General features: G+C 66.9%; 24 protein-coding genes. 12 read left to right on the top strand and 12 right to left on the bottom strand.

Going from position 1 to position 22,240, the window contains the following annotated elements:
• Window positions 1–39 precede the first annotated feature (39 nt).
• The gene (gene fumC / locus ACN8ZM_RS05610; RefSeq protein ID WP_420210731.1) at window positions 40–1,434 is read left to right on the top strand and encodes a class II fumarate hydratase; all 1,395 of its coding nucleotides are present in this window, start codon (window positions 40–42) and stop codon (window positions 1,432–1,434) included.
• A 54-nt stretch (window positions 1,435–1,488) separates the two neighbouring features.
• Here the strand turns inward: fumC and ACN8ZM_RS05605 are convergent, their stop codons facing one another.
• Together ACN8ZM_RS05605 and ACN8ZM_RS05600 are read right to left on the bottom strand one after the other, a co-directional pair.
• Complete coding sequence (locus tag ACN8ZM_RS05605; RefSeq protein WP_039370920.1) at window positions 1,489–2,001, bottom strand: acyl-CoA thioesterase; 513 nt, start codon at window positions 1,999–2,001, stop codon at window positions 1,489–1,491.
• 130 nt (window positions 2,002–2,131) lie between these two features.
• A complete protein-coding gene (locus tag ACN8ZM_RS05600; protein WP_420211008.1) occupies window positions 2,132–2,275 on the bottom strand; it encodes a hypothetical protein in 144 nt (47 codons plus the stop codon).
• 192 nt (window positions 2,276–2,467) lie between these two features.
• Between ACN8ZM_RS05600 and ACN8ZM_RS05595 the strand changes: the two genes are divergently transcribed.
• Together ACN8ZM_RS05595 and ACN8ZM_RS05590 are read left to right on the top strand one after the other, a co-directional pair.
• Window positions 2,468–3,175, top strand: coding sequence for an ArsR/SmtB family transcription factor (locus tag ACN8ZM_RS05595; protein ID WP_043181916.1), 708 nt, complete (start codon window positions 2,468–2,470; stop codon window positions 3,173–3,175).
• Window positions 3,176–3,337: 162 nt separating this feature from the next.
• A complete protein-coding gene (locus ACN8ZM_RS05590; RefSeq protein ID WP_420210980.1) occupies window positions 3,338–5,926 on the top strand; it encodes a DUF6600 domain-containing protein in 2,589 nt (862 codons plus the stop codon).
• 102 nt (window positions 5,927–6,028) lie between these two features.
• Here ACN8ZM_RS05590 and ACN8ZM_RS05585 read toward each other — a convergent pair whose 3' ends face one another.
• A complete protein-coding gene (locus ACN8ZM_RS05585) occupies window positions 6,029–7,000 on the bottom strand; it encodes a thymidylate synthase (RefSeq protein WP_043181915.1) in 972 nt (323 codons plus the stop codon).
• Between the two features lie 41 nt (window positions 7,001–7,041).
• The gene (locus ACN8ZM_RS05580) at window positions 7,042–8,439 is read right to left on the bottom strand and encodes a sigma-54 dependent transcriptional regulator (protein ID WP_043181914.1); all 1,398 of its coding nucleotides are present in this window, start codon (window positions 8,437–8,439) and stop codon (window positions 7,042–7,044) included.
• A gap of 503 nt (window positions 8,440–8,942) precedes the next feature.
• Here ACN8ZM_RS05580 and ACN8ZM_RS05575 point away from each other — a divergent pair.
• Both ACN8ZM_RS05575 and ACN8ZM_RS05570 read left to right on the top strand, forming a co-directional pair.
• Window positions 8,943–9,269 carry a hypothetical protein gene (locus tag ACN8ZM_RS05575; protein ID WP_043181912.1) on the top strand — a complete coding sequence of 109 codons (327 nt, stop codon included), beginning with the start codon at window positions 8,943–8,945 and terminating at the stop codon, window positions 9,267–9,269.
• Window positions 9,270–9,541: 272 nt separating this feature from the next.
• Window positions 9,542–10,042 carry a dihydrofolate reductase gene (locus ACN8ZM_RS05570; protein ID WP_420210730.1) on the top strand — a complete coding sequence of 167 codons (501 nt, stop codon included), beginning with the start codon at window positions 9,542–9,544 and terminating at the stop codon, window positions 10,040–10,042.
• A gap of 83 nt (window positions 10,043–10,125) precedes the next feature.
• Here the strand turns inward: ACN8ZM_RS05570 and pmbA are convergent, their stop codons facing one another.
• Window positions 10,126–11,496, bottom strand: coding sequence for a metalloprotease PmbA (gene pmbA, locus ACN8ZM_RS05565; RefSeq protein WP_011351368.1), 1,371 nt, complete (start codon window positions 11,494–11,496; stop codon window positions 10,126–10,128).
• Window positions 11,497–11,623: 127 nt separating this feature from the next.
• Between pmbA and yjgA the strand changes: the two genes are divergently transcribed.
• Entirely contained in the window at window positions 11,624–12,229 is a 606-nt protein-coding gene (gene yjgA, locus ACN8ZM_RS05560; RefSeq protein ID WP_277405077.1) for a ribosome biogenesis factor YjgA, read from the top strand.
• Window positions 12,210–12,830 carry a molybdopterin adenylyltransferase gene (gene mog, locus ACN8ZM_RS05555; protein ID WP_051889796.1) on the top strand — a complete coding sequence of 207 codons (621 nt, stop codon included), beginning with the start codon at window positions 12,210–12,212 and terminating at the stop codon, window positions 12,828–12,830. Before yjgA ends, mog begins: the two co-directional genes overlap by 20 nt.
• Window positions 12,831–12,846: 16 nt before the next feature.
• Here mog and orn read toward each other — a convergent pair whose 3' ends face one another.
• On the bottom strand, window positions 12,847–13,467 hold the full coding sequence (gene orn / locus ACN8ZM_RS05550; RefSeq protein WP_031399981.1) for an oligoribonuclease: 621 nt from the start codon (window positions 13,465–13,467) through the stop codon (window positions 12,847–12,849).
• 117 nt (window positions 13,468–13,584) lie between these two features.
• Here orn and ACN8ZM_RS05545 point away from each other — a divergent pair, with 117 nt between their 5' ends.
• The 3 genes from ACN8ZM_RS05545 to ACN8ZM_RS05535 all read left to right on the top strand — a co-directional run bounded on the left by ACN8ZM_RS05545 (window position 13,585) and on the right by ACN8ZM_RS05535 (window position 16,166).
• On the top strand, window positions 13,585–14,844 hold the full coding sequence (locus ACN8ZM_RS05545) for a M48 family metallopeptidase (protein ID WP_043181903.1): 1,260 nt from the start codon (window positions 13,585–13,587) through the stop codon (window positions 14,842–14,844).
• Window positions 14,841–15,782: a ribosome small subunit-dependent GTPase A gene (rsgA, locus tag ACN8ZM_RS05540; protein WP_420210729.1), complete on the top strand. Its 942-nt coding sequence runs from the start codon at window positions 14,841–14,843 to the stop codon at window positions 15,780–15,782. Before ACN8ZM_RS05545 ends, rsgA begins: the two co-directional genes overlap by 4 nt.
• Window positions 15,783–15,848: 66 nt before the next feature.
• Window positions 15,849–16,166 carry a putative signal transducing protein gene (locus ACN8ZM_RS05535; protein WP_021159739.1) on the top strand — a complete coding sequence of 106 codons (318 nt, stop codon included), beginning with the start codon at window positions 15,849–15,851 and terminating at the stop codon, window positions 16,164–16,166.
• 63 nt (window positions 16,167–16,229) lie between these two features.
• On the opposite strand, the gene ACN8ZM_RS05530 is transcribed toward ACN8ZM_RS05535, so the two are convergent.
• The 6 genes from ACN8ZM_RS05530 to rpsP all read right to left on the bottom strand — a co-directional run bounded on the left by ACN8ZM_RS05530 (window position 16,230) and on the right by rpsP (window position 20,358).
• Window positions 16,230–17,168 carry a CobD/CbiB family protein gene (locus ACN8ZM_RS05530; protein WP_043181898.1) on the bottom strand — a complete coding sequence of 313 codons (939 nt, stop codon included), beginning with the start codon at window positions 17,166–17,168 and terminating at the stop codon, window positions 16,230–16,232.
• A gap of 119 nt (window positions 17,169–17,287) precedes the next feature.
• Window positions 17,288–17,974 carry a CoA pyrophosphatase gene (locus ACN8ZM_RS05525; RefSeq protein ID WP_301769072.1) on the bottom strand — a complete coding sequence of 229 codons (687 nt, stop codon included), beginning with the start codon at window positions 17,972–17,974 and terminating at the stop codon, window positions 17,288–17,290.
• An 87-nt stretch (window positions 17,975–18,061) separates the two neighbouring features.
• The gene (gene rplS / locus ACN8ZM_RS05520; RefSeq protein ID WP_043181894.1) at window positions 18,062–18,454 is read right to left on the bottom strand and encodes a 50S ribosomal protein L19; all 393 of its coding nucleotides are present in this window, start codon (window positions 18,452–18,454) and stop codon (window positions 18,062–18,064) included.
• 133 nt (window positions 18,455–18,587) lie between these two features.
• The gene (trmD, locus tag ACN8ZM_RS05515; RefSeq protein WP_043181891.1) at window positions 18,588–19,382 is read right to left on the bottom strand and encodes a tRNA (guanosine(37)-N1)-methyltransferase TrmD; all 795 of its coding nucleotides are present in this window, start codon (window positions 19,380–19,382) and stop codon (window positions 18,588–18,590) included.
• A 1-nt stretch (window position 19,383) separates the two neighbouring features.
• Complete coding sequence (gene rimM / locus ACN8ZM_RS05510) at window positions 19,384–20,061, bottom strand: ribosome maturation factor RimM (protein ID WP_043181889.1); 678 nt, start codon at window positions 20,059–20,061, stop codon at window positions 19,384–19,386.
• A gap of 42 nt (window positions 20,062–20,103) precedes the next feature.
• Entirely contained in the window at window positions 20,104–20,358 is a 255-nt protein-coding gene (gene rpsP, locus ACN8ZM_RS05505; RefSeq protein ID WP_006476550.1) for a 30S ribosomal protein S16, read from the bottom strand.
• A 152-nt stretch (window positions 20,359–20,510) separates the two neighbouring features.
• Here rpsP and ACN8ZM_RS05500 point away from each other — a divergent pair, with 152 nt between their 5' ends.
• Window positions 20,511–21,650, top strand: coding sequence for a PQQ-dependent sugar dehydrogenase (locus tag ACN8ZM_RS05500; RefSeq protein WP_420210728.1), 1,140 nt, complete (start codon window positions 20,511–20,513; stop codon window positions 21,648–21,650).
• A gap of 109 nt (window positions 21,651–21,759) precedes the next feature.
• Window positions 21,760–22,227 carry an NINE protein gene (locus ACN8ZM_RS05495; protein WP_089450672.1) on the top strand — a complete coding sequence of 156 codons (468 nt, stop codon included), beginning with the start codon at window positions 21,760–21,762 and terminating at the stop codon, window positions 22,225–22,227.
• The last annotated feature ends 13 nt before the right edge of the window (window positions 22,228–22,240 follow it).

The raw sequence follows: 22,240 nt of genomic DNA, 5'->3' as shown, positions 1-22,240 counted from the left end.
ACCACGCGCGGCCTTTCCCCTTTCCTGGAGGAGTGGATCATGAACGAAGCAGTTCGGATGGAACGCGATACGTTCGGCGAGATCGCCGTGCCGGCCGACCGGCTCTGGGGCGCACAGACCGAGCGCTCGCTGCAGAATTTCCGGATCTCGACCGAGAAGCAGTCGCCCGAGCTGATCCACGCGCTCGCGATCGTCAAGCGCGCCGCGGCGGCCGTGAACCAGTCGCTCGGCGTGTTGGCCGACGACAAGGCGCGCGCGATCATCGACGCGGCCGACGAGATCATCGCCGGCAAGCATCCGCGCGAATTCCCGCTCGCCGTGTGGCAGACGGGCTCCGGCACGCAGACCAACATGAACCTCAACGAGGTGATCGCGAATCGCGCGAGCGAACTGCTGGGCGGCGAGCGCGGCGAAGCGCGCAAGGTTCATCCGAACGACGACGTGAACCGCGGCCAGTCGTCGAACGACGTGTTCCCGACCGCGATGCACGTCGCGGCCGCGTACGCGATCGTCAACCACCTGCTGCCGGCACTGCGCACGCTGCGCACGACGCTCGACGCGAAGTCGAAGGCGTTCGCCGACATCGTGAAGATCGGCCGCACGCACCTGCAGGACGCAACGCCGCTCACGCTCGGCCAGGAGTTTTCCGGCTACGTCGCGCAGCTCGACCAGGGCATCCGTCACGTCGAATCGGCGTTGCCGCACCTGTACGAACTCGCGCTCGGCGGCACCGCGGTCGGCACGGGGCTGAACGCGCATCCGGAGTTCGCGGTGCGCGTCGCCGATGAAATCGGCCGGCTCGCGAAACTGCCGTTCGTGACGGCACCGAGCAAGTTCGAGGTAATGGCGGCCGCCGACGCGCTGGTGTTCGCGCACGGCGCGCTGAAGACGGTGGCAGCCGGCCTGATGAAGATCGCGAACGACGTCCGCTGGCTCGCGAGCGGGCCGCGCTGCGGGCTCGGCGAGCTGTCGATTCCGGAAAACGAGCCGGGCAGCTCGATCATGCCGGGCAAGGTGAACCCGACGCAGTCCGAAGCCGTGACGATGCTGTGCTGCCAGGTGTTCGGCAACGACGTCGCGGTGAACGTCGGCGGCGCGAGCGGCAACTTCGAGCTGAACGTATTCCGGCCGATGATCGCGCACAACGTGCTGCAGTCGGTGCGGCTGCTCGCCGACGGCGCGCAGAGCTTCAACGACCACTGCGCGGTGGGCATCGAACCGAACCGCTCGCGGATCGACCTGCTGCTGAACGAATCGCTGATGCTCGTGACGGCGCTCAATCCGCACATCGGCTACGACAAGTCCGCGCAGATCGCCAAGAAGGCGCACAAGGAAGGCACGACGCTGAAGGCGGCCGCGCTCGCGCTCGGCTACCTGACCGAGGCGGAATTCGATGCGTGGGTACGTCCCGAGCAGATGATCGGGGCGCAGTAACGGCAGGAAGAGGCTGGACGACGGGCGCGGCGCGATGCGCGGCGCCCGCACCGGTCAGACCGCGCCCTTCGCGACTTCTTCCGGCTTCATCTCGACGATCTTGTCGAGCGCGGCCCGCACGTCGGCCGCATATTTCGCGAGCACCTTCTGCTCGTCGGTCTCGGGCACGAACGGCGGCACCGGCACCGGGTTGCCGTTCTCGTCGACCGCGACGAACACGACCAGGCAATCGGTCGTCTGGCGCAGCATGCCGCCCTTCGGATCGCCGGCATGCACGGACACATGGATATGCATGCTGGTACGGCCCGTCGCAACGACGCGCGCCTTCAGCTCGACCAGATTGCCGACCATGATCGGACGCTGGAAACGGATGTTGCCGACGCTGACCGTCACGCAATAGCGGCTCGACCAGACGGCCGCGCACGCATACGCGACCTCGTCGATCCACTTCATCAGCGCGCCGCCATGCACCTTGCCGCCGAAGTTCACGGACGACGGCTCGGCGAGGAAGCGGAAGACGGTTTCGGTGCGGTCGAGGGCGGCCGGTACGGGGGACGGTTGGGACATCTTGTTGGCTCCAGGCGGCAGGGGCGCTGTAATCGGGCCATTATACGTTGCGCTGCGGCAACGCGTCGCGGAGCGCCCCGCGTGGCGCGGCTGCCAGGGCCGTGCCCGGCGCACACGCCACCGGCACCGGTCAGCGGCGCACCGTGATGCCCTGATCGATCGTGCCGTACATCTCGATGCTGCCGCCGCGCTCGCCGGTCGCGCCCGCCTCGCCCTGCGCACAGGCTGCACAGACGAGCGCGGCCGCCAGCAAACAGAAAATCGTCTTCATCATTGCGTCGTGTCACATGCGGCAGCCCGCTGCCGCCGCTTTCGGCCATTCTACGCGCGCGCCGCAAGCGGCCGCAGCCCGGTTCGCCGCATCGACGACGCCAGCGCCGCCGCATCCGACATTTCAGCCAACAGCGAAACATCGAATGCGCGCGCCCACTACACTGAAGATCATCCCGCCTGACGAGACACGACGATGACCGACCAAGACGACCACCACTTTCCGGGCCTGAGCCGCATCGGCTCGCTGATCGCCGACCCCGGGCGCGCCGCGATGCTATGGGTGCTGATGGACGGCAGCGCGCGACCCGCAGGCGAACTGACGATGATCGCGGGGCTGTCGCCGTCCGCCGCAAGCGCCCACCTCGCGCGCTTGACCGAAGGCGGCCTGCTCGCGCTCGACGTGCGCGGCCGGCACCGCTACTACCGGATCGCATCGGCCGATATCGCGGCCTCGCTCGAGGCGCTCGCGAACGTCGCCCGCGCGGCCGCGCCGCATCGCCCGGTTCCGTCGCCGTCCCGCACGGTCCCGGCCGAACTGCGCTATGCGCGCACCTGCTACGACCACATGGCCGGTGAACTCGCGGTGCGCATCTTCGACGGGCTCACTGCGCGCGGCTGGCTACTTGCCGACGGCGACGCGATCGAGGCCACCGAACTCGGCACCCAGGCGCTTGCACAATGGGGCATCGACGTCGCGCAGCAGCGCACGCGCCGGCGCCGCTTCGCGTGCGGCTGCCTCGACTGGAGCGAGCGTCGCTCGCATCTCGGCGGCGCACTCGGTGCGGCGCTGCTCGAGAGCTTCTGCGCGCACGGCTGGATCGAGCGCGCCGCACGACCGCGCGTGCTGCGCGTCACCGTGCCCGGACAGCAGCTTTTCGACGGCTGGCTTACGTCCGCTTGACGCCTGGATTGCGTCTGCACGACAACGGCGCGCGGTCGTCAGGTTTTGTTACATCGCGTGCCATTCAACTTACAAAACACCGAGCATTGAAACAGGCCGAGCGGATATTGTGAACTCAACGGCACGAATCGACGCGCCGCGATAATGACGAAGACGCTCACCATGGCCACCCTGTTCACGCTCAAGCGAACCGCCCGCTGCACGCTGCTCGCGTTCGTTGCGCTTGCGGCACTGCCCCCCGCATTCGCGCAATCGGCCGACGCCCCGCCCTATTCGGCTGCGGCACGGCAACCGGGCGGCGATCCGCCCAGCCGTGTCGCGCGGCTCAATTACCTGTCGGGCGCCGTGACGACCGAACCGGCCGGCACCGATACATGGTCGTATGCCGCCGTGAACCGGCCGCTGACGACCGGCGACCAGCTCTGGAACGATGCCGGTGCGCGCTCGGAACTGCACATCGGCTCGACCGCGGTGCGGCTCGGCGAGTCGACGAGCCTGTCGGTGCTGAACCTCGACGACTCGACGACTCAGCTGAAAGTGGGGCTCGGCACCGTATCGACGCACGTGCGCGATCTGCCGGCCGGTGGAACGTACGAAATCGACACGCCGAACCTCGCGCTCGGCATCACGGGCCCCGGCGACTATCGCGTCGACGTCGCACCGAACGGCGCGAGCACGACGGTCACGTTGCGCAGCGGCAGTGCGACCGCCTACGGCAGCAACGGCCAGTACCCGCTGTCACCGGGGCAGCAGGTCGTGTTCACGGGCACCGACCTGCAGGTCGCGCAGCAATCCGCTGCCCCCGGCCCCGATCCGCTCGACCAGTGGGCCGCCAGCCGCGATGCGGCCGAGGAGCGCTCGGTGTCGGCCCGCTATGTGTCCCGCGACATTCCCGGCTACCAGGATCTCGACGCGAACGGCACGTGGCGCGAAACCCCGAACTACGGCCAGGTATGGGTGCCGAACGACACGCCGGCCGACTGGGCGCCGTATCACGACGGCCACTGGATCTGGCAGGCACCGTGGGGCTGGACCTGGGTCGACGACGCGCCGTGGGGCTTCGCGCCGTATCACTATGGCCGCTGGGCATACGTGGACGATAGCTGGGCCTGGGTACCGGGCCCGCTGGTCGTCAGCCAGCCGCCGGTCTATGCGCCGGCACTCGTCGCGTTCGTGGGCGGTGGCGGCGGCCCCGACTGGAGCGTCGCGCTCACGGTGGGCGGCGTCGCCGCGGCCGGCTGCGCGTGGTTCGCGCTCGGCCCGGGCGAACCGTGGCACCCGGGCTGGGGCGGCTGGAGCCCGCACTACTACGACCGCGTGAACCGCAACATCGTGGTGAACAACGTCAACGTGAACAAGACCGTGAACGTGACGAACATCACCAATATCACCAACATCAACAAGACGTACGTGAACTTCCGCGCGCCGCACGCGATCACGGCCGTACCGGCGTCCGCGTTCGTGCACGGCCAGCCGGTCGCGCACTTCTCGCAGCACGTCGATCCGCAGCAATGGCGCAATGCGCACGTCACGCCGGGTACGCCCGGCATTGCGCCGGTGCGCCAGAGCTTCACCGGCGGGCTGCGCAATGCGAGCTACCGTCCGCCGGCGGCGATCGCGCAGCACCCGTACGTCGCGACGCGCAATCCTGCCGTGCCAGCCGCGTATCGCGACCAGGCCGCGGCCCACCTCGCGCAGCAAGGCGGGCGCGTGCCAGGCGCCGGTGCGCCTGTCGTGAAGACGAACGTGCCGGCCGACTATACGGCGCGTCCGGTCCGCGTACCGGGCAAGCCGGGCGACGGCGCATGGGCGATGCACAACGTGCAGCTCGTGAATCCGCACGGCCCCGTCGTGCAGCCGGCTCGCGCGTCTCGCGAAGGCCAGCCGGTCGCCGCGCAGGCCGGGCGGACGGGGGCTCCGATGCAGGGAGCACCGATGCCGGGCATACCGAATGCCGCGCGGCCGGCGAACGGCGAAACCCCCAACGCACCGCGTTTCGCCAACGGCGGCATGCCGCAGGCACGCGGCAACCCGATGCCGCATCAGGCCTTCGAGCCGGGCAACGGCGTCCCGCATCCACCGGTGGCGAACAACGGTCCGTCGGGCATCGGCAATGCGCACGCAGCCGAGGCGCCGTCGCCCGCGTGGATGCAGCCGCACACGCCAATGGAGCGTCAGCGCCCCGCTCCGCCCACCGCGCTGCATGCGGCGGGACAGAATGCGCTGCCGCCCGTGCGCAGCGCTGCGGTCCCGCATCCGGAGGGCGTGACGACGCCGCAGGGCGCGCAGCCCGGCGGCCGAAACGAAGCGCCGCGCGCACTGCCGCAACCGCGGCTCGACAATACGGCGCAGATTCCGCAGCCGCGTCCGCGCCCTGATTTCCAGACGCCGGCCCAGCATGGGCAACCGCAACCGGAACGCGCGGCGCCCGCGCCGCAACCGCGCCCGGAATTCGCGCAACCGGCGCCGCACCGCGAAATCGCCCCGCCACGCGTGAACGAGTACCGTCCGCCAGCCCCCGCCGTGCATGACATGCCGCGCCCGCAACCGCAGGCGCCACGCATGGATCCACGGCCGCAACCCGCGCCGCGTATGGAGCCGCGGCCGCAACCGGCACCACGCATGGAACCGCGCCCGTCGATGCCCGCACCGCGCATGGAACCGCGGCCGCAACCGGCCCCGCACGTCGAGGCGCCGCGCCCGAGCAACCCGCCGCCGCAAGGCGGTCACGAAGAGCGGCATCGCCAGTAAGTGCCGCAAACGTGAAACAAAAAGGCCCGACCGGCATCAGCCGGTCGGGCCTTGTTTCTGTCGGGCGCGGATCGATGCATCCGCACGGCCCGGGTCGCGCGATCAGACCGCCATCGGCGCGGTCAGCGGCTCATGGTGTCGATAGCCGACGAGCGAGAAATCGGACGGCTCGATCTGCTCCAGCCACTCGGGCGCGTAGACGCCCGTCTTCGCGTATTCCGGCACACGCTCGGCGATCTCGAGCCGCGGGCTGTCGTAAGGCTCGCGGGTGAGCTGGCGCTGCAGCATGTCGAGCTGGTTCTCGTAGATGTGCGCGTCGCCGATGAAGTACGTGAACCAGCGCGGCGTGTAGCCCGTCAGCCGGCCGACGAGCGACAGCAGCGCGGCCCCTTCCGTCAGGTTGAACGGCGTACCGAGGCCGACGTCGTTGCTGCGGATGTACAGGCACAGCGAGATCTCGCGCGTCGTCGCATTCGGCAGGAACTGGTACAGCAGATGGCACGCGGGCAGCGCGATCTCGTCGAGCACGGCCGGATTCCACGCGTGAAACAGGATGCGCCGGTCGGACGGATTCTCCATGATCGTGTCCAGGCACTGGCGCAGCTGGTCGATCGCCTTGTACAGCAGCACCTTCGGCGCGCCGTCTTCGTCGAAACGCGTGACGATCCGGAAGCCGCGGCGCGTCGCATCGGCGATCTGCGCGTCGGCGCCCGCGTCGAGCACCTTGTAGCCCGGCCACTGGCGCCATTGCACGCCGTACACGTCGCCAAGATCGTCGACGCCCTGGCGATACGGGTTCGCGAGCCACTGCGCGTTCTCGTTCGCGTTCGCGTCCCACACCTTGCAGCCAAGCGCGCGGAAATCGGCCGCGCTGCGCGACGCGCGCAGGAAGCCGACCAGCTCGCCGATCGCGGACTTGAACGCCAGCTTCTTGGTCGTCACGGCCGGGAAGCCTTGCTGCAGGTCGAAACGCAGCATCGCGCCCGGCATGCTGATGGTGCGGATCCCCGTGCGGTTCTCCTGCCAGGTGCCGGTATCGAGAATGGTACGAACGAGATCGAGATACTGTTTCATGCGGGTTCCTTCGGCCGCGAGGGCGGCCGTACCCGCCAATTTTAGCAAGCGTGGTGAGGAAGCTCCGGCAACGGCGCCGAAAACCCTGCCAGCGTGTCGCCGCGATCGCGCATGCCGTGCGCGCACATCAGCCGGTAGAGCGTGACGCGCGACACACCGAGTTCGCGCGCCGCATCCGCGAAACGGCCCCGATGACGCAACAGCGCCTGCTCGATCGCCTGCCGCTCGGCCGCCTCACGCGCCTCCAGCAGCGACACGGGCGCGAGCGTCGCGAAGTCGTTCAGCTCGAGATCGGCCGCGGTGATCATCCGGCCCTCCGACATGACGATCGCGCGGCGCACGCGATTGATCAGCTCGCGCACGTTGCCCGGCCATGAATAGCCGTACAGCGACGCGACCGCGTCAGGGGAAAAGCCGCGCAGGCGACGATGCGCGTCGCCCTTGAAACGCTCGAGCATGTGCCGCGCGAGCACCTCGATGTCCTTGCCGCGCGCACGCAATGGCGGCTCTTCGATCTTCAGCACGCACAGGCGATGGTACAGATCCTCGCGGAACCGCCCTTCGCGCAGCGCCGCTTCCATGTCCACGTGCGTCGCGCAGATCACGCGCACATCGACGGGCACCGACACGTGGGCCCCCAACCGCTCGATCTTGCCTTCCTGCAGGAAGCGCAGCAGGCTTGCCTGGCTTTCGAGCGGCAGATCGCCGATCTCGTCGAGAAACAGCGTGCCGCCGTTGGCGGCCTCGACGCGGCCGATCTTGCGCTGGTTCGCGCCGGTGAACGCGCCGCGCTCATAGCCGAACAACTCGGCCTGCAGCAGCGTCGACGGAATCGCACCGCAATTGATCGCGATGAACGACGCCTGCGCGCGCGACGACCGCTCGTGAATCGCGACCGCCGTCAGCTCCTTGCCCGTACCCGATTCGCCCGAGATGAACACCGGCGCGTCGGTGGCCGCGACGCGGCGAATCGTCCTGAAGAGCCCGAGCATCGCATCGCAGGTTCCGACCATTTCGCCTTCGCTGCGTCCGGTGCCGACGGGTGGCGCAACGGGTTCGGTCAGCGCGACCATGCCGTGCGCATGACCGACGGTCTCGACGATCCGCGACGTCTCGTACGGCATCGTCACGTAGTCGAAACAGTAATCGCGAATGAGATGACGCAGCGTAGCGTCCTGCAACTGGCCGCGGCGCGTCGCCGCGATCCAGCCGATGTGCTGAATGCTCAGACAGGATTCGAGTTCGCGCAGGTCCGAGGGTTTGAAGCCCGGCGAAAAATCGAGCAGCCCGGCCGTTGCGACACCATGCTGCACGACGCGCCGTACGTCTCGCACGGTCTCCGCGAGATCGACACGCCAACCGCATTCGTCGAAATAGCCGCGCAACGCGTCGTTCGGTTCGCGCGAATAGTAGATCACGTGCCGCTGATCGGCTCCCATATGCTCACCCCGTTCATCAACCGTCTAACGATTGCCGTGCACGCCACGTCACGTGCGAAAAGGATCGAATCGGGTCAGCCAAAGGTGGCTCGATTCGCCATGCCGATGCGCGGCGACGACAAAGCCTCGCATGATGGCGCTTATCTCGCGTCCAGTTATTTTGTGATCCAGACAGCTTGGTTATAGGCACTGAATACGACAATCCGATTTCAGCGCGGTGGGCGATGCGGCCGAATCGCTCAGGAGGTCGATGCATGTCAATCGTCTGCACATAGCCCCGCGCAGCGATACGCTCTGCCATCAACACATGCGGCGATTTTCGTCCTTGAAGCGTATCGATTGAATCCGCAGTATTCCCGAGCCCCCTCGTTTCAGGCCTGAAACATTTTCAGCCGTTTTTCGACACAATTCGCAACGCTTGCGCACGAATCGCAGTCTCGACAATGGTCCCGGCGCGATGGCATGCATTTCGCTGAATATGAAAACCGTCGGAGACAGCGACCATGCGAAAACATCTTTTACTTTCTTTCGTGCCGATGGCCATTGCGGTCGCGGCCGCCGGCCCGCCCACGCCCGTCCGCGCAGACGAAAGCACGAATCCGGATCGCGTCATGCTGCTTGCGGCAAACGCGCCGGACATGCAGCACGTCAACGGGTTCGGCATCGTGACCGTGTCGTCACCGCAACCGCTGCCGGCCGGCAGGACTTTCGTGACGCTGTGGGACGAGATCCCGCCGCCGCCTCTGTTACCGATGCCGCTCCCGGTACCGCAGCCGGGCGACGTGCAGCACGCGATGGAAGGCACCACGCAAGGCACGACGCGTCAGTAATGCATCGACCGATCCATTTGATAAGGATGACATATTGATTTGAGCAGACCTGACCGCATCGGTCAGAGCCCGCATCATCGATCTCGCAACACGAAACGGTTTTGTGCTCCGTCCCCCGGCGGGCACTCTTTTTATTCATTCCATCGCCGCGACGCATTGCTTCGAGCGTCGCGGCGCGCAGCGCAGAAAGACGGATGCGCGCCCCCGGAACCGGCACCCGCCGCCGTTCCGGTAGAATCGGCGCCATTCCGGTTTTCCTCTCTCCGACCTTCATGACGACGTTGACCCTGATCGTCGCGCGTGCCCGCAACGGCATCATCGGCCGCGACAACCAGTTGCCCTGGAAACTTCCCGAGGATCTCGCCTTCTTCAAGCGCACGACGATGGGCGCACCGATCGTGATGGGCCGCAAGACCCACGAGTCGATCGGCCGGCCGCTGCCGGGCCGCCGCAATATCGTCGTCACGCGCGACTCGACGCGCCGCTTCGACGGCTGCGACACGGTCACGTCGCTCGCGGACGCGCTCGCGCTCGCCGCGCGCGACGGGGTGCCCGAAGCGTTCCTGATCGGCGGCGCGCAACTCTACACGGAAGGCCTCGCCCTCGCCGACAAGCTGGTCGTCACCGAGATCGATGCCGACTTCGACGGTGACGCATCGTTCCCGGCGCCCGACGCCGCGCACTGGCAGGAAGTATCGCGCGATGCGCACCAGGCGGCCGCGCCGAACACGTTCGGCTATGCGTTCGTCGTCTACGCGCGCAAGCGCGGCTGACGCGTCGCGCGCAATGAAAAAAGCCCGACCGGCTCACGCCGGTCGGGCTTTTTCGTTTGATGACGGCCGACGCCGCGCGCCGCTTACTGCCCGGCGATCGTCATCTGCTCGATCAGCACCGAGCCCGTTTCCTTCGTGCCGCGCACGATCGAATCAGCGCCGATCGCGACGATATGGCGGAACATTTCCTGCAGCGTGCTCGCAACCGTGATTTCCTCGACCGGATACTGGATCACGCCGTTCTCGACCCAGAAGCCCGCCGCGCCGCGCGAATAGTCGCCCGTCACGTAGTTCACGCCCTGCCCCATCAGCTCGGTCAGCAACAGGCCGGTGCCGAGCTTCTTCAGCATCGCGTCGAAATCGTCGCCCGCCTGCGTGTTCGAGCTGCGCAGCGCGAGGTTGTGCGAGCCGCCTGCGTTGCCGGTGGTCTGTGTGCCGAGCTTGCGCGCCGAATAGGTCGACAGGAAGTAGCCTTCGACGACACCGTCCTTGACGACGCTGCGCGCACGCGTGCGCACGCCTTCCTCGTCGAACGGTGCGCTGCCCATCGCGCGCGGCACGTGCGGATCCTCGACGACCTGGATGTGCGGTGCGAACACCGGCTTGCCGAGGCTGTCGACGAGGAACGACGTCTTGCGGTACAGCGCGCCGCCGCTCACCGCCTGCACGAACGCGCCGAGCAGGCCGGCCGCGAGTGGTGCTTCGAACAGCACGGGCACCTTGCGGGTGTCCAGACGGCGCGCGCCCATTCGCGCAAGCGCACGCTCGGCCGCGTAACGGCCCACCGCTTCGGGCGCCGCGAGATCGATCGCGCTGCGCTTCGACGAATACCAGTCGTCGCGCTGCATGTGACGGCCGCTGCCCGCGATCGGCGCGCAGGCGATGTAGTGGCGCGAATACGGGTAGCCGGACAGGAAGCCGCGCGATGTCGCGAGCACGAACTGCGAATGCTGGGCCGACACGCTCGCGCCTTCCGAATTGCGGATCTGCGGGCTGACCGCGAATGCGGCATCTTCCGCGCGGCGGGCGAGCTCGACGGCCTCGTCGGCCGTCAGCGCCCACGGGTGGTACAGATCGAGGTCGCGCGGGTCGGTTTCGAGCAGCTCGGCCTCGGCGAGACCGGCCGCTTCATCTTCGGCCGTGAAGCGCGCGATGTTGTAAGCGGCGGCGACGGTATCCTTGATCGCGCCCGGCGAAAAATCCGACGTGCTCGCATTGCCGCGCTTCTTGCCGATGAACACGGTCACGCCGACCATCTTGTCGCGGTTGTGCTCGATCGTTTCGACTTCGCCGCGGCGCACCGACACCGACAGGCCGTCGCCCTCGGAGATTTCGGTCGCGGCGTCCGTCGCGCCGAGCGCCTTCGCATGGCGAAGGATGTCCGAGGCGATTTCTTTGAGCTGGTCCTGCGTGTGCGGGAAATAGCGCGCTTGTACGTCGAGATTGGCTGCCATCGTCGTGATATCCGGTGGCGGGCGGGCGCCCGCATGTTCAAAATGTTGCGTATCCCGCGATCATAGCAAGGTCCGGGGCCGGACACCGACAAGCTTGGGGTGTCCGCGGCGCGATACAATGCCGTCCATGACACGCAAAACCCGAATCCAGCCGATCGAGCATGCCGTCGAAGACGACGACAATGGCTACGATCGTCCCAGCAAATCCCAGTTGAAGCGCGAAATGCACGAGCTGCAGGTGCTCGGCCAGGCCCTTGTCGATCTGCCGAAAGACGCGCTGAAACGCATGCCGATGCCCGAAAGCCTCGCGGACGCCGTTCGCGAAGCCCGCCGGATCACCGATCACGAAGGCAAGCGCCGCCAGCTCCAGTACGTCGGCCGCGTGATGCGCTCGTTGACCGACGACGAGACGGCCGCGCTGCGCACCGCGCTCGACGCGCAACGCGGCGTGAACAAGGCCGCGACGGCCCGCCTGCACTGGATCGAACGCACGCGCGAACAGTTGCTCGCGAGCGACGACGCGCTGACCGAATTCCTGCGCCAGCACCCGGAAGCCGACATCCAGGAAGGCCGCACGCTGATCCGCAACGCACGCAAGGAAGCGCAGCAAGGCAAGCCGCCGCGCTATTTCCGCGAGCTGTTCCAGTGGATCAAGACCGCTGGCGGCACGTCCAATGCGGACGACGAAGCGGCGGACGACGCCGGAGACGACCATGACGACGACGAAGCGTAACCACCCGGACGAGCTCGTCGTCGGCCTCGTGTCGATCAGCGACCGCGCGAGCACGGGTGTCTACGAGGACAAAGGCATTCCCGCACTGCAGGAGTGGCTCGCCGGCGCGCTGGTGTCGCCGTGGCGCGCCGAAACGCGCCTGATCCAGGACGATGCGCCCACGATCTCCGCCACGCTCGCCGAGCTCGTCGACGTCGCCGGATGCGACCTCGTGCTGACGACGGGCGGCACGGGCCCCGCGCGCCGCGACGTGACGCCCGAGGCCACGCTGGCGGTGGCGACGAAGGAAATGCCGGGATTCGGCGAACAGATGCGGCAGATCAGCCTGAATTTCGTGCCGACCGCGATCCTGTCGCGGCAGGTCGCGGTGATCCGCGAGACGGCCGACCATGCGGCGCTGATCATCAACCTGCCCGGCCAGCCGAAATCGATCCGGGAAACGCTCGAAGGGCTGCGCGATGCCGACGGCAAGTCGACCGTGCCCGGCATCTTCGCCGCGGTGCCCTACTGCATCGACCTGATCGGCGGCCCGTACATCGAGACCGACACCGCGGTGGTCGCGGCGTTCCGGCCGAAAAGCGCTCAACGCGCACCGCGCTGAGCGCGTGCCGGCCTGCTCAGGCGGCCGGCGCGGACTCGCCTGCCGAAGCCGACGCGGCCGGAATCAGGAAATGCTCGCGGTAGTACTTCAGCTCGTCGATCGACTCGTGGATGTCCGCGAGCGCCGTGTGCATCGCACGCTTCTGGAAGCCCTTGTAGATCGCGGGCTGCCAGCGGCGGCACAGCTCCTTGAGCGTGCTGACGTCGAGGTTGCGGTAGTGGAAGAACCGCTCGAATTCGGGCATCCAGCGCGCCATGAAGCGGCGGTCCTGGCAGATCGAGTTGCCGCACATCGGCGACTTGCCGGGCGATACGTACTGCGCGAGGAATGCCTGCAACTGCGCGGCGGCTTCCGCCTCGGTCACGGTCGACGCGCGCACGCGATCGATCAGGCCCGAGCGGCCGTGCGTCGACTTGTTCCAGTCGTCCATCTTCGCGAGCGTTTCGTCGCTCTGGTGGATCGCGAACACGGGGCCTTCGACGGCGATGTCGAGCGTGGAATTGGTCACGACGACCGCGATCTCGATGATGCGGTCGTTATCCGGGTCGAGGCCCGTCATCTCCATGTCGAGCCAGACGAGATTCAACTCGTTGCGCACGAGCGCGGGCTGGCTGGTGGAAGCGGCGGTATCGGTCATGAGTCATCCTGGAAAATGGCGGACGGCGCGCGGCGCCGCCCGGGCGGCCGGCATCGCAACAGCGGGCCCGGTCCGCAAGAACATATAATTCTCGCATAGAACCCTTTGGCCCCTTCGATGTCACCCTTTTCGTTCACCCTGCTGTTCGCGCTCGCCGTGCTCGCGATGGTCGTCACCAAGCTGTGGCTCGCGTCGCGGCAGATCCGCTTCGTCGCGGCGCACCGCAACGGCGTGCCCGCGCAGTTCAGCGCAACCATCCCGCTGACCGCCCACCAGCGCGCGGCCGATTACACGGTCGAGCGCACCCGGCTGACGATGCTCGAGATCGTCGTCAGCGCGGCCGTGCTGATCGGTCTCACGCTGCTCGGCGGCGTCGGCGCGCTCGACACGCTGCTCACCGGCTGGCTCGGCCGCGGCTACGGGCAGCAGGTCGCGCTCGTCGCTGCGGTGCTCGCGATCACGGGCGTCATCGACGTCCCGTTCGAGTATTACCGCCAGTTCGGGATCGAACAGCGCTTCGGCTTCAACCGGATGACGAAGCGGCTGTTCTTCACCGACATGCTGAAAAACTCGCTGCTCGGCGCCGCGCTCGGCCTGCCGCTGCTGTTCGTCGTGCTGTGGCTGATGAACCAGGCCGGCAGCCTGTGGTGGCTGTGGACCTGGATCGTCTGGGTCGCATTCCAGATGCTCGTGCTGCTGATCTACCCGACCTTCATCGCACCGATCTTCAACAAGTTCGAGCCGCTGAAGGACGACGCGCTCCGCACACGCATCGAGTCGCTGATGAAGCGCTGCGGCTTTGCGGCCAAGGGGCTGTTCGTGATGGACGGCAGCCGCCGCTCCGCGCACGGCAACGCGTACTTCACGGGCTTCGGCGCGTCGAAGCGGATCGTGTTCTTCGACACGCTGCTCGCGCGCCTGTCCGGCCAGGAAATCGAGGCCGTGCTCGCACACGAACTCGGCCATTTCAAGCGTCGCCACGTGATGAAGCGGATGCTCGTGTCGTTCGTGCTGAGCCTCGTGCTGCTCGCGCTGCTCGGCTGGCTTGCGCAACGCACGTGGTTCTACACGGGGCTGGGCGTCACGCCGTCGCTCGACACCAGCAACGCGGGCGCCGCGCTCGTGCTGTTCTTCCTCGCGATTCCCGTGTTCCTGTTCTTCGCGACGCCGTTCGGCAGCCTCACGTCGCGCAAGCACGAATTCGAGGCCGATGCTTTCGCGGCCAGCCAGACCGACGCGCAGGACCTCGTCAGCGCACTCGTGAAGCTCTATGAGGACAACGCGTCGACGCTGACGCCCGACCCCGTCTACACGGCCTTCTACTACTCGCATCCGCCTGCGTCGCAGCGGATCGACCGCCTGCTGCAACACGCATGAGCCGCCCGACTTCCCGCAAGCCGGCCCCGCGCGCGTCGAACGCGCAACGGGTCGAAGGCCGCGTGATCGCGGCGCACGGGCGCCACTACATCGTCGCGCCCGACGACGGCGGCCCGATGCTGCAGTGCTTCCCGCGCGGCAAGAAGAGCGACATCGCGGTCGGCGACCGCGTCGTGTACGAGCTCGCATCGGCCGACCAGGGCGTGATCGTCGAGATCGGCGAACGGCGCAACCTGCTGTACCGCTCCGACCAGTTCAAGTCGAAGCTGTTCGCGGCCAACCTCGACCAGTTGCTGATCGTGCTCGCGACCGAGCCCTATTTCAGCGAGGATCTCCTCGGCCGCGCGCTGATCGCCGCCGAGGCGAACCAGCTGAAGCCGCTCGTCGTGCTGAACAAGATCGACGTCGAAGCCGCGCTACCGGTCGCGCGCGAGCGCCTCGCGCCCTACCGCGCGCTCGGCTACGACGTGCTCGAGCTGTCGGTGAAGGGCGCGCCCGACGACGCGCGCGCGCAGCTGATGCCGCACCTCGTCGGGCATTCGACGATCCTGCTCGGCCAGTCCGGGATGGGCAAGTCGACGCTCGTGAACCTGCTCGTTCCCGATGCCGAAGCCGCCACGCGCGAGATTTCGGCCGCGCTCAACAGCGGCCGTCACACGACGACGTTCACGCGCCTCTACCCATTGGAGGGCGGCGGCGCGCTGATCGATTCGCCGGGCTTCCAGGAATTCGGTCTCTACCATCTGACGGAAGGCCGTCTCGAGCGCGCCTTTCCGGAGTTCCGGCCACTGCTCGCCGACTGCCGTTTCTATAATTGTCATCACCTGCACGAACCCGGCTGCGCGATTCTCGAAGCCGTCACCGACGGCCGCATCGCACCGTCGCGGCATGCGCTCTATGCGCAGCTCGTGCACGAGGCGAGCCAGATCGTCCGCTGATCGCGCGGCACGCGCGCGGCGGCCAGCCGGTGCCATGCGGGCCGGCTTTCATCGACAGGAGCCGCGATGCGTTTCAAGGCACCCGATCTCGCGACGGCGCAGCATTGGGCCAACGTGCTTCAGGTGGCCGGCATCGGTTGCGAGCTGCATAACTGCTACGCGACCGGCGCGCTCGGCGGCCTGCCCGCCGACGCGTGCACGCCCGAGCTGTGGCTCGACGACGAACGCGACGACGCGCTCGCGCGCCGGCTCCTCGATGCCGCGTCGCACGGTCCGTCGGCCGGCGCCGCGCCGTGGCGCTGCCGGCAGTGCGGCGAGGCGCTCGAAGCCCAGTTCACCGCATGCTGGCAATGCGGCGCCGTACGCGACCCGCGCGACGACTGACCCACAGCAAAAAGGCCGGCATCCGCCGGCCTTTTGCCTTTCATCGGGTACCGCACTACCCCGTCACGACACCCAGACGGCGAGTGTCAGCATCAGCAGCAGAATCATCCACAGGATCACCGCACGCCAGACAAGGCCAACCGCGGATTGCAGCGTACGCGGCGTGCAATCGTCACCGACCGTCAACGGGCCGCTGTCGCCGACGGCCAGCGCATCGAGGCTCGACGGTTCCGCGAGCGGGCCCGCAAGGCGTGCGCCGAGCGCTCCGCTGCCGGCGGCCAGCAGGACGCCGTCGTTCGGATCGGGCCACTGGCGCGTGTGGTTGCGCCACGCGTAGATCGCGTCCTCGAAATTGCCGACGATCGCGAAGCCGAGCGCGGTCAATCGCGCGGGAATCCAGTCGATCACGAAGAACGCGCGTTGCGCGAACGTCGAGAAGGCCGCCGTGCGGTCGTCGCCCGGCGTCGACCAGCTGCGCGCGAGGTATTCGGAGATCCGGTACAGCACGGCACCGGCCGGGCCGATCGGCAGCACATACCAGAAGAACACGCCGAACACGTGGCGATGGGACGCGACGACCGCATGAATCAGCGTATGGCGGACGATTTCGCCGACCGGCATGTCGACCGTGTCGATGCCGGTCCACTCGTGCAGGATTTCGCGCGCACGCGGCACGTCGTCGTTGTTGAGCGCGAGGTGGATATCGGTGAAGTAGTGGCTGAACTGGCGGAAGCCGAGCGTGAAGTACACGACGACGACGTTCCAGATGAATGCGAGCACGAAGCTCACCTTGTACAGCAGGAAATAGATCAGCGCGACGATCAGCACCCACGGCAGTACGACCGCGAGCCATGCGAGGATGCCATGCTTCTGCTTGCCTGCGTCGAGACCATGCGCGACGGTTTCCGCGTGAAACTGGAACAGCGCGAACACCGGATTGTTCGGCGACAACGCGCGGACCTGTTCGATGATGAGAGCGAGGAGAACCGAGAAGAAAGTCATGCGTGTGCCGTCTTCGGAGTTATGTCATTTTTTGCATAACGATAGCACAGCGTCAGCCTGGCATGATTGCCGGCACGGTCGCCCGGCTGCCGGCCGCGCGCGCCAGTCGGCGCACGGCATCAGCCGGCGGCCAAGAAGCGGTACAGATTGCGCAACATGCCGGCAGTTGCGCCCCAGATGAAGTAATGCCCGCCGGGTTCGCCATTTGGATAGGGCATCGCAAAAAAACGACGCTCGCCGCCTTCCCAGCGGAACACACGGACCTGATGGTTCGCGGGATTCATCAGGAACGCGAGCGGCACCTCGAAAATCTCGGCCACTTCGAACGTGTCGGCCTGCACGGTGAACGGTGGATGCACGAGGCCGACCACCGGCGCCACGCAGAAGCCCGTGCCGGTCAGGTAGTCGGGCAGCGCGCCGAGGATCTCGACACGCTCGTCTGCCAGCCCGATCTCTTCCTTCGCCTCGCGCAACGCGGTGGCAGTTGCATCGCGATCGAACGGTTCGCGACGACCGCCGGGGAAGCTGATCTGTCCGGCGTGGTCGTTCAGGTGGTCGGCGCGCTGGGTCAGCAGCATGGTGAGGCCGGACTCGCGGACGACGAGCGGCACGAGGACGGCCGCGCTACGTGGATCGACGCCCTCCTGCAGCCTCGCCTCGCCGGGCTCGACGCTCCATTCGAGCGTGCGCGCGAAACGGTCACGCAGGCCGGATGGCGTCATCAGACGGGAATCAATGGCCGGCAGGCCGGCACCGGTGCCTTCGACCGGCAGGACTTCGGGATCGATGATGGGGCGGCGATTCAATGGGGCTCTCGGGGTCGTGTCGTATCGAGCATATTGTCGCGCCAGAATGAAAAAAGCACCCGGGTGGGTGCTTTTTCCTTACAGCTCTTACTCTTGGGAAGCTGCTGCGGTGCGATCCTTCGACACCAGCTTTTCCTTGATACGAGCCGACTTGCCCGAACGCTCGCGCAGGTAGTACAGCTTCGCACGACGCACATCACCGCGACGCTTCACGACGATGCTTGCCAGCAGCGGCGAGTACGTCTGGAACGTACGCTCGACGCCTTCGCCCGACGAGATCTTGCGGACGATGAAGTTCGAGTTCAGACCACGGCTGCGAATCGCGATCACGACGCCTTCGTAAGCCTGAACGCGCTTGCGGTTACCTTCAACCACGTTCACGTTCACGATCACCGTATCGCCCGGGGCGAAGTCGGGGATCGTCTTGCCGGCGAGCGCGCGCTCGATTTCTTCCTGCTCAAGTTTTGCGATCAGATTCATTACTGACTCCTTATGCCATCGTGTCGGCGTTGGCACCCGCCTGCTTCCAGGCCTGGCCCCGATAGAGGATGGATTCACATCAGGCGCCGCACACGCATGCGCGGCACCGCCAATTCCCGCTCGCGCAGCCGCCTCAGGAGGCGTTTTTTGCTTCGCGTGCGAGGTTCGCAAGCCACGCCTCGTCGGCCCGGCTCAACAACTTTTCGCGGCGCGCCCGGACGATCAGGTCCGGCCGCTTCCGCAGCGTATTCCTCAATGCTTCCTGACGCCGCCACCGCTCGATCTCGGCATGATGCCCGCCGAGCAGCACATCCGGTACACGCACGCCGTCGTATTCCTCGGGGCGCGTGTAATGCGGACAATCGAGCAGGCCATCGGCGAAACTGTCCTGCACGGCCGACAGCGAATCGTTCAGCACGCCGGGCAGCAACCGCACGACGGCATCCATCATCGCCATCGCCGGCAATTCCCCGCCGGACAGCACGAAATCGCCGAGGCTGATTTCCTCGTCGACGCAACGATCGAGCAGGCGCTGGTCGATCGCTTCATAGCGGCCGCACAGCACGACGACACCGGGCTCCTGCGCCATCCGCACCGCGCGATCGTGCGTGAGCGGTGCACCTTGCGGCGACATCATCACGACACGCGTGCTCGCGATGCCCTGTTCTGCCTGCGCCGCTTTCGCGGCATCGATCGCAGCTTCGAGCGGCCTGGCCAGCATCACCATGCCCGGACCACCACCGTACGGACGATCGTCGACCGTGCGGTAGTTGTCCGTCGTGAAATCACGCGGGTTCCAGGTGCGCAGCCCGAAGCGCCCTTGCTTGACGGCCCGGCTGGTGATCCCCCAGTCGGTCAGTGCACGGAACATCTCGGGGAAGAGCGTGACGACGTCGAACTGCACCGCGCTCTCGGTAACCTGGTTCATTTCAGTAATCGGCTTCCCAGTCGACGACGATGCGACGCGCCGCCTGATCCACCGTTTTGACGTATACGCCGACGAACGGAATCAACCGCTCATCGGTGGTCGGCTGACCGTCTTTGCCGGTCGCCGGATACTCGACACGCATGATCGAATGCACGCCATTGTCGATCATCCCGCTCACCTTCCCGAGTGCCACCGATTGCTCGTTGACGACGTCGAGACCGATCAGGTCGACCCAATAGAATTCGTCCGCGGCCAATGCCGGGAAATCTTCCCGGCGCACGAACACGCGAAAGCCACGCATAGCCAGCGCGGCATCGCGGTCGCTGACGCCCGCGGGTTGCGCAACGACGGTGTCGCTGTGCGTCTTCGACTGCATGATGCGGACGGAAAGCCGCTCCGCACCGCGTTCCAGCCACCAGCGGCGCGCGTTGAGCAGCGCATCGCCGCCGCGACCGGCGTCGGCATGCGTCGCCACCTTGACCCAACCCTTCAGGCCATAGGCGTCGACCACCGCCCCGACCTCGACGGCATCGTCGGGCCAGGCTTGCGCCACTTCGAGACTACCCTGCTCGGCAGCCTGACCGGCGTTCGCGACAGCGTCGCGCTCGACCGGCTTGCGGACGAATGCGCCAAACGACGCACGCCCGCGCCTTGCATTACCGGAATCGTGACCCGCCATCAATGCTCCTTACAGCCGGCACGACCGGCACACCGTGCCATGTTAGGCAGCCGGTTGCGCCTTTTGCGCTTCCTTCACGAGACGCTGGACGGTCGGCGACAGTTGTGCGCCAACGCCTTGCCAGTACGTCAGGCGATCCTGAGCGATACGCAGCGATTCGCCCTTCGTAGCGACCGGGTTGTAGAAGCCGACGCGCTCGATGAAGCGGCCGTCACGACGGTTACGCGAATCGGTAGCAACGATGTTGTAGAACGGGCGCTTCTTCGAGCCGCCACGAGCCAGACGGATGATAACCATATGATGTCCTTCGGAAAACCGGGTTCGAAACTACTGAAACACGCGATTATAGCCGGAAATCAGAGGTACAACAAACACTTACGCGTAAAAAATCCGTGGGCGGCCTGTCCGCCGGGCATACAATCGTCGTGTCCGGGACGTTCCACACCGTCATGCCGCCCCTTCGCGCCGCCTCGACGCGCCGCGCGCAGCACCGTTTCGCGGCGCTGCTTGCCGGCCTTGCCTGCCTCGCGTCCGCACTGGCGTTTGCCGCGCCGTTGCCGGTGGACCAACTCGTCGTGCCGCCCGGCTTCCACATAGAAGTGCTGACCGACGCGGTACCGACCGCCCGCGAAATGGCATGGTCGCCGCGCGGCATCCTGTATGTCGGCACGCGGGAAGGCCGCGTGCATGCGTTCGTGATGCACGAGGGCCGGATCAGCGCCCGCTACGTGATCGCGTCCGGGCTCGACATGCCCGTCGGCGTCGCCTACCGTGGCGGCGCACTCTATATATCCGCCGTATCGCGCATCCTGCGTCTCGATCATATCGACGACCGGCTCGCCGCACCACCCGCCCCCACCGTCGTCACCGACGCGCTGCCGTCCGAACACCATCACGGCTGGAAATTCATCGCGTTCGGCCCGGACGGCAAGCTGTACGTGCCAACCGGCGCACCGTGCAACGTCTGTCTCGCCGATCGCGGCCGCTACGCGATCATCGCACGCATGAAGACGGACGGCAGCGGGAGCGAGGTCGTCGCCCGCGGCGTACGCAATACGGTCGGCTTTGCGTGGCACCCCGATTCGGGCGAGCTGTGGTTTACCGACAACGGGCGCGACATGATGGGCGACGACGTGCCCGACGACAAGCTGAACCGCGCCCCGCGCGCCGGCCTCGACTTCGGCTTCCCATACTGTCATGGCGGCGACACGCCCGACCCCGAATTCGGCAGCGCCGACGTATGCCGCCGCTATGTGCCGCCCGTATTGAAACTCGGCGCGCACGTCGCGGCACTCGGCATGCGCTTCTATACGGGACCGATGTTTCCGGCGTCGTATCGCAATAACGTGTTCATCGCCGAACACGGCTCGTGGAACCGCAGCACGAAGGTCGGCTACCGCGTGATGCGCGTCGTCGTCTCGGCGGACGGCAGCCAGGCGCGCCAGACCCCGTTCGTCACGGGCTGGCTGCGGCCCGACGGCACGGTATGGGGGCGCCCGGCCGACGTGCTGCCGCTGCCGGACGGCTCGCTGCTCGTCAGCGACGACTATGCGGGCGCAATCTACCGCGTGACCTATGCGGCACCTTGACGCAGGACAGGGGTGACCGGGCCCGACCGGGCATCGTAGAATGCGTGCCGGGCCGCGCGCCCGCGCCGGCCCACCGGCCGCCCATGCCAACGACAATACGCCGCCATCCATGTCCAGCAGCACCGCATCGTCCCGCCGCTTTCGCTCCAAGACGCTCACCGCCGCCCTCGCGTTCCTGTTCGGCTCGCTCGGCGCGCACCGCTTCTATCTATATGGCTTTCGCGACGTATACGGCTGGGCGCACCTGCTCGCGACGATCGTCGGCATTCCGGGCTTCCTCTTGCTCGCCGCGACCCAGCGCAGCGCCAGCCTCGGCTGGTGGCTCGCGGTACCCGGCGCAATCTCGCTGCTGGCAGCGTTCCTCGCCGCGCTCGTCTATGGGCTGCGCCCCGACGAAAAATGGGACGCGCAATTCAACGCGGAGACGGGCAAGCACAGCAAGTCGGGCTGGACCGTGATCTTCGTGGTGATCTTCTCGCTGCTGATCGGCGCGTTCCTGCTGATGACTGCACTCGCACTGTCGTTCCAGACGTATTTCGAGTCGCAGGTCGAAGCGGCCAAGCAGATTTCGCAGTAAGCGCAACGAACGC

It is taken from the genome of Burkholderia aenigmatica, from assembly GCF_048627025.1.
GTDB classification, from domain to species: domain Bacteria; phylum Pseudomonadota; class Gammaproteobacteria; order Burkholderiales; family Burkholderiaceae; genus Burkholderia; species Burkholderia aenigmatica.
This window is presented reverse-complemented; position numbering and strand designations above follow the sequence as displayed.

What these genes read in the sequence shown, in the direction of transcription:
- fumC (WP_420210731.1), top strand. Translation starts at nt 40, where the DNA reads ATGAACGAAGCAGTTCGGATGGAACGCGATACGTTCGGCGAGATCGCC.
- ACN8ZM_RS05605 (WP_039370920.1), bottom strand. Translation starts at nt 2,001, where the DNA reads ATGTCCCAACCGTCCCCCGTACCGGCCGCCCTCGACCGCACCGAAACC.
- ACN8ZM_RS05600 (WP_420211008.1), bottom strand. Translation starts at nt 2,275, where the DNA reads ATGATGAAGACGATTTTCTGTTTGCTGGCGGCCGCGCTCGTCTGTGCA.
- ACN8ZM_RS05595 (WP_043181916.1), top strand. Translation starts at nt 2,468, where the DNA reads ATGACCGACCAAGACGACCACCACTTTCCGGGCCTGAGCCGCATCGGC.
- ACN8ZM_RS05590 (WP_420210980.1), top strand. Translation starts at nt 3,338, where the DNA reads ATGGCCACCCTGTTCACGCTCAAGCGAACCGCCCGCTGCACGCTGCTC.
- ACN8ZM_RS05585 (WP_043181915.1), bottom strand. Translation starts at nt 7,000, where the DNA reads ATGAAACAGTATCTCGATCTCGTTCGTACCATTCTCGATACCGGCACC.
- ACN8ZM_RS05580 (WP_043181914.1), bottom strand. Translation starts at nt 8,439, where the DNA reads ATGGGAGCCGATCAGCGGCACGTGATCTACTATTCGCGCGAACCGAAC.
- ACN8ZM_RS05575 (WP_043181912.1), top strand. Translation starts at nt 8,943, where the DNA reads ATGCGAAAACATCTTTTACTTTCTTTCGTGCCGATGGCCATTGCGGTC.
- ACN8ZM_RS05570 (WP_420210730.1), top strand. Translation starts at nt 9,542, where the DNA reads ATGACGACGTTGACCCTGATCGTCGCGCGTGCCCGCAACGGCATCATC.
- pmbA (WP_011351368.1), bottom strand. Translation starts at nt 11,496, where the DNA reads ATGGCAGCCAATCTCGACGTACAAGCGCGCTATTTCCCGCACACGCAG.
- yjgA (WP_277405077.1), top strand. Translation starts at nt 11,624, where the DNA reads ATGACACGCAAAACCCGAATCCAGCCGATCGAGCATGCCGTCGAAGAC.
- mog (WP_051889796.1), top strand. Translation starts at nt 12,210, where the DNA reads ATGACGACGACGAAGCGTAACCACCCGGACGAGCTCGTCGTCGGCCTC.
- orn (WP_031399981.1), bottom strand. Translation starts at nt 13,467, where the DNA reads ATGACCGATACCGCCGCTTCCACCAGCCAGCCCGCGCTCGTGCGCAAC.
- ACN8ZM_RS05545 (WP_043181903.1), top strand. Translation starts at nt 13,585, where the DNA reads ATGTCACCCTTTTCGTTCACCCTGCTGTTCGCGCTCGCCGTGCTCGCG.
- rsgA (WP_420210729.1), top strand. Translation starts at nt 14,841, where the DNA reads ATGAGCCGCCCGACTTCCCGCAAGCCGGCCCCGCGCGCGTCGAACGCG.
- ACN8ZM_RS05535 (WP_021159739.1), top strand. Translation starts at nt 15,849, where the DNA reads ATGCGTTTCAAGGCACCCGATCTCGCGACGGCGCAGCATTGGGCCAAC.
- ACN8ZM_RS05530 (WP_043181898.1), bottom strand. Translation starts at nt 17,168, where the DNA reads ATGACTTTCTTCTCGGTTCTCCTCGCTCTCATCATCGAACAGGTCCGC.
- rplS (WP_043181894.1), bottom strand. Translation starts at nt 18,454, where the DNA reads ATGAATCTGATCGCAAAACTTGAGCAGGAAGAAATCGAGCGCGCGCTC.
- trmD (WP_043181891.1), bottom strand. Translation starts at nt 19,382, where the DNA reads ATGAACCAGGTTACCGAGAGCGCGGTGCAGTTCGACGTCGTCACGCTC.
- rimM (WP_043181889.1), bottom strand. Translation starts at nt 20,061, where the DNA reads ATGGCGGGTCACGATTCCGGTAATGCAAGGCGCGGGCGTGCGTCGTTT.
- rpsP (WP_006476550.1), bottom strand. Translation starts at nt 20,358, where the DNA reads ATGGTTATCATCCGTCTGGCTCGTGGCGGCTCGAAGAAGCGCCCGTTC.
- ACN8ZM_RS05500 (WP_420210728.1), top strand. Translation starts at nt 20,511, where the DNA reads ATGCCGCCCCTTCGCGCCGCCTCGACGCGCCGCGCGCAGCACCGTTTC.
- ACN8ZM_RS05495 (WP_089450672.1), top strand. Translation starts at nt 21,760, where the DNA reads ATGTCCAGCAGCACCGCATCGTCCCGCCGCTTTCGCTCCAAGACGCTC.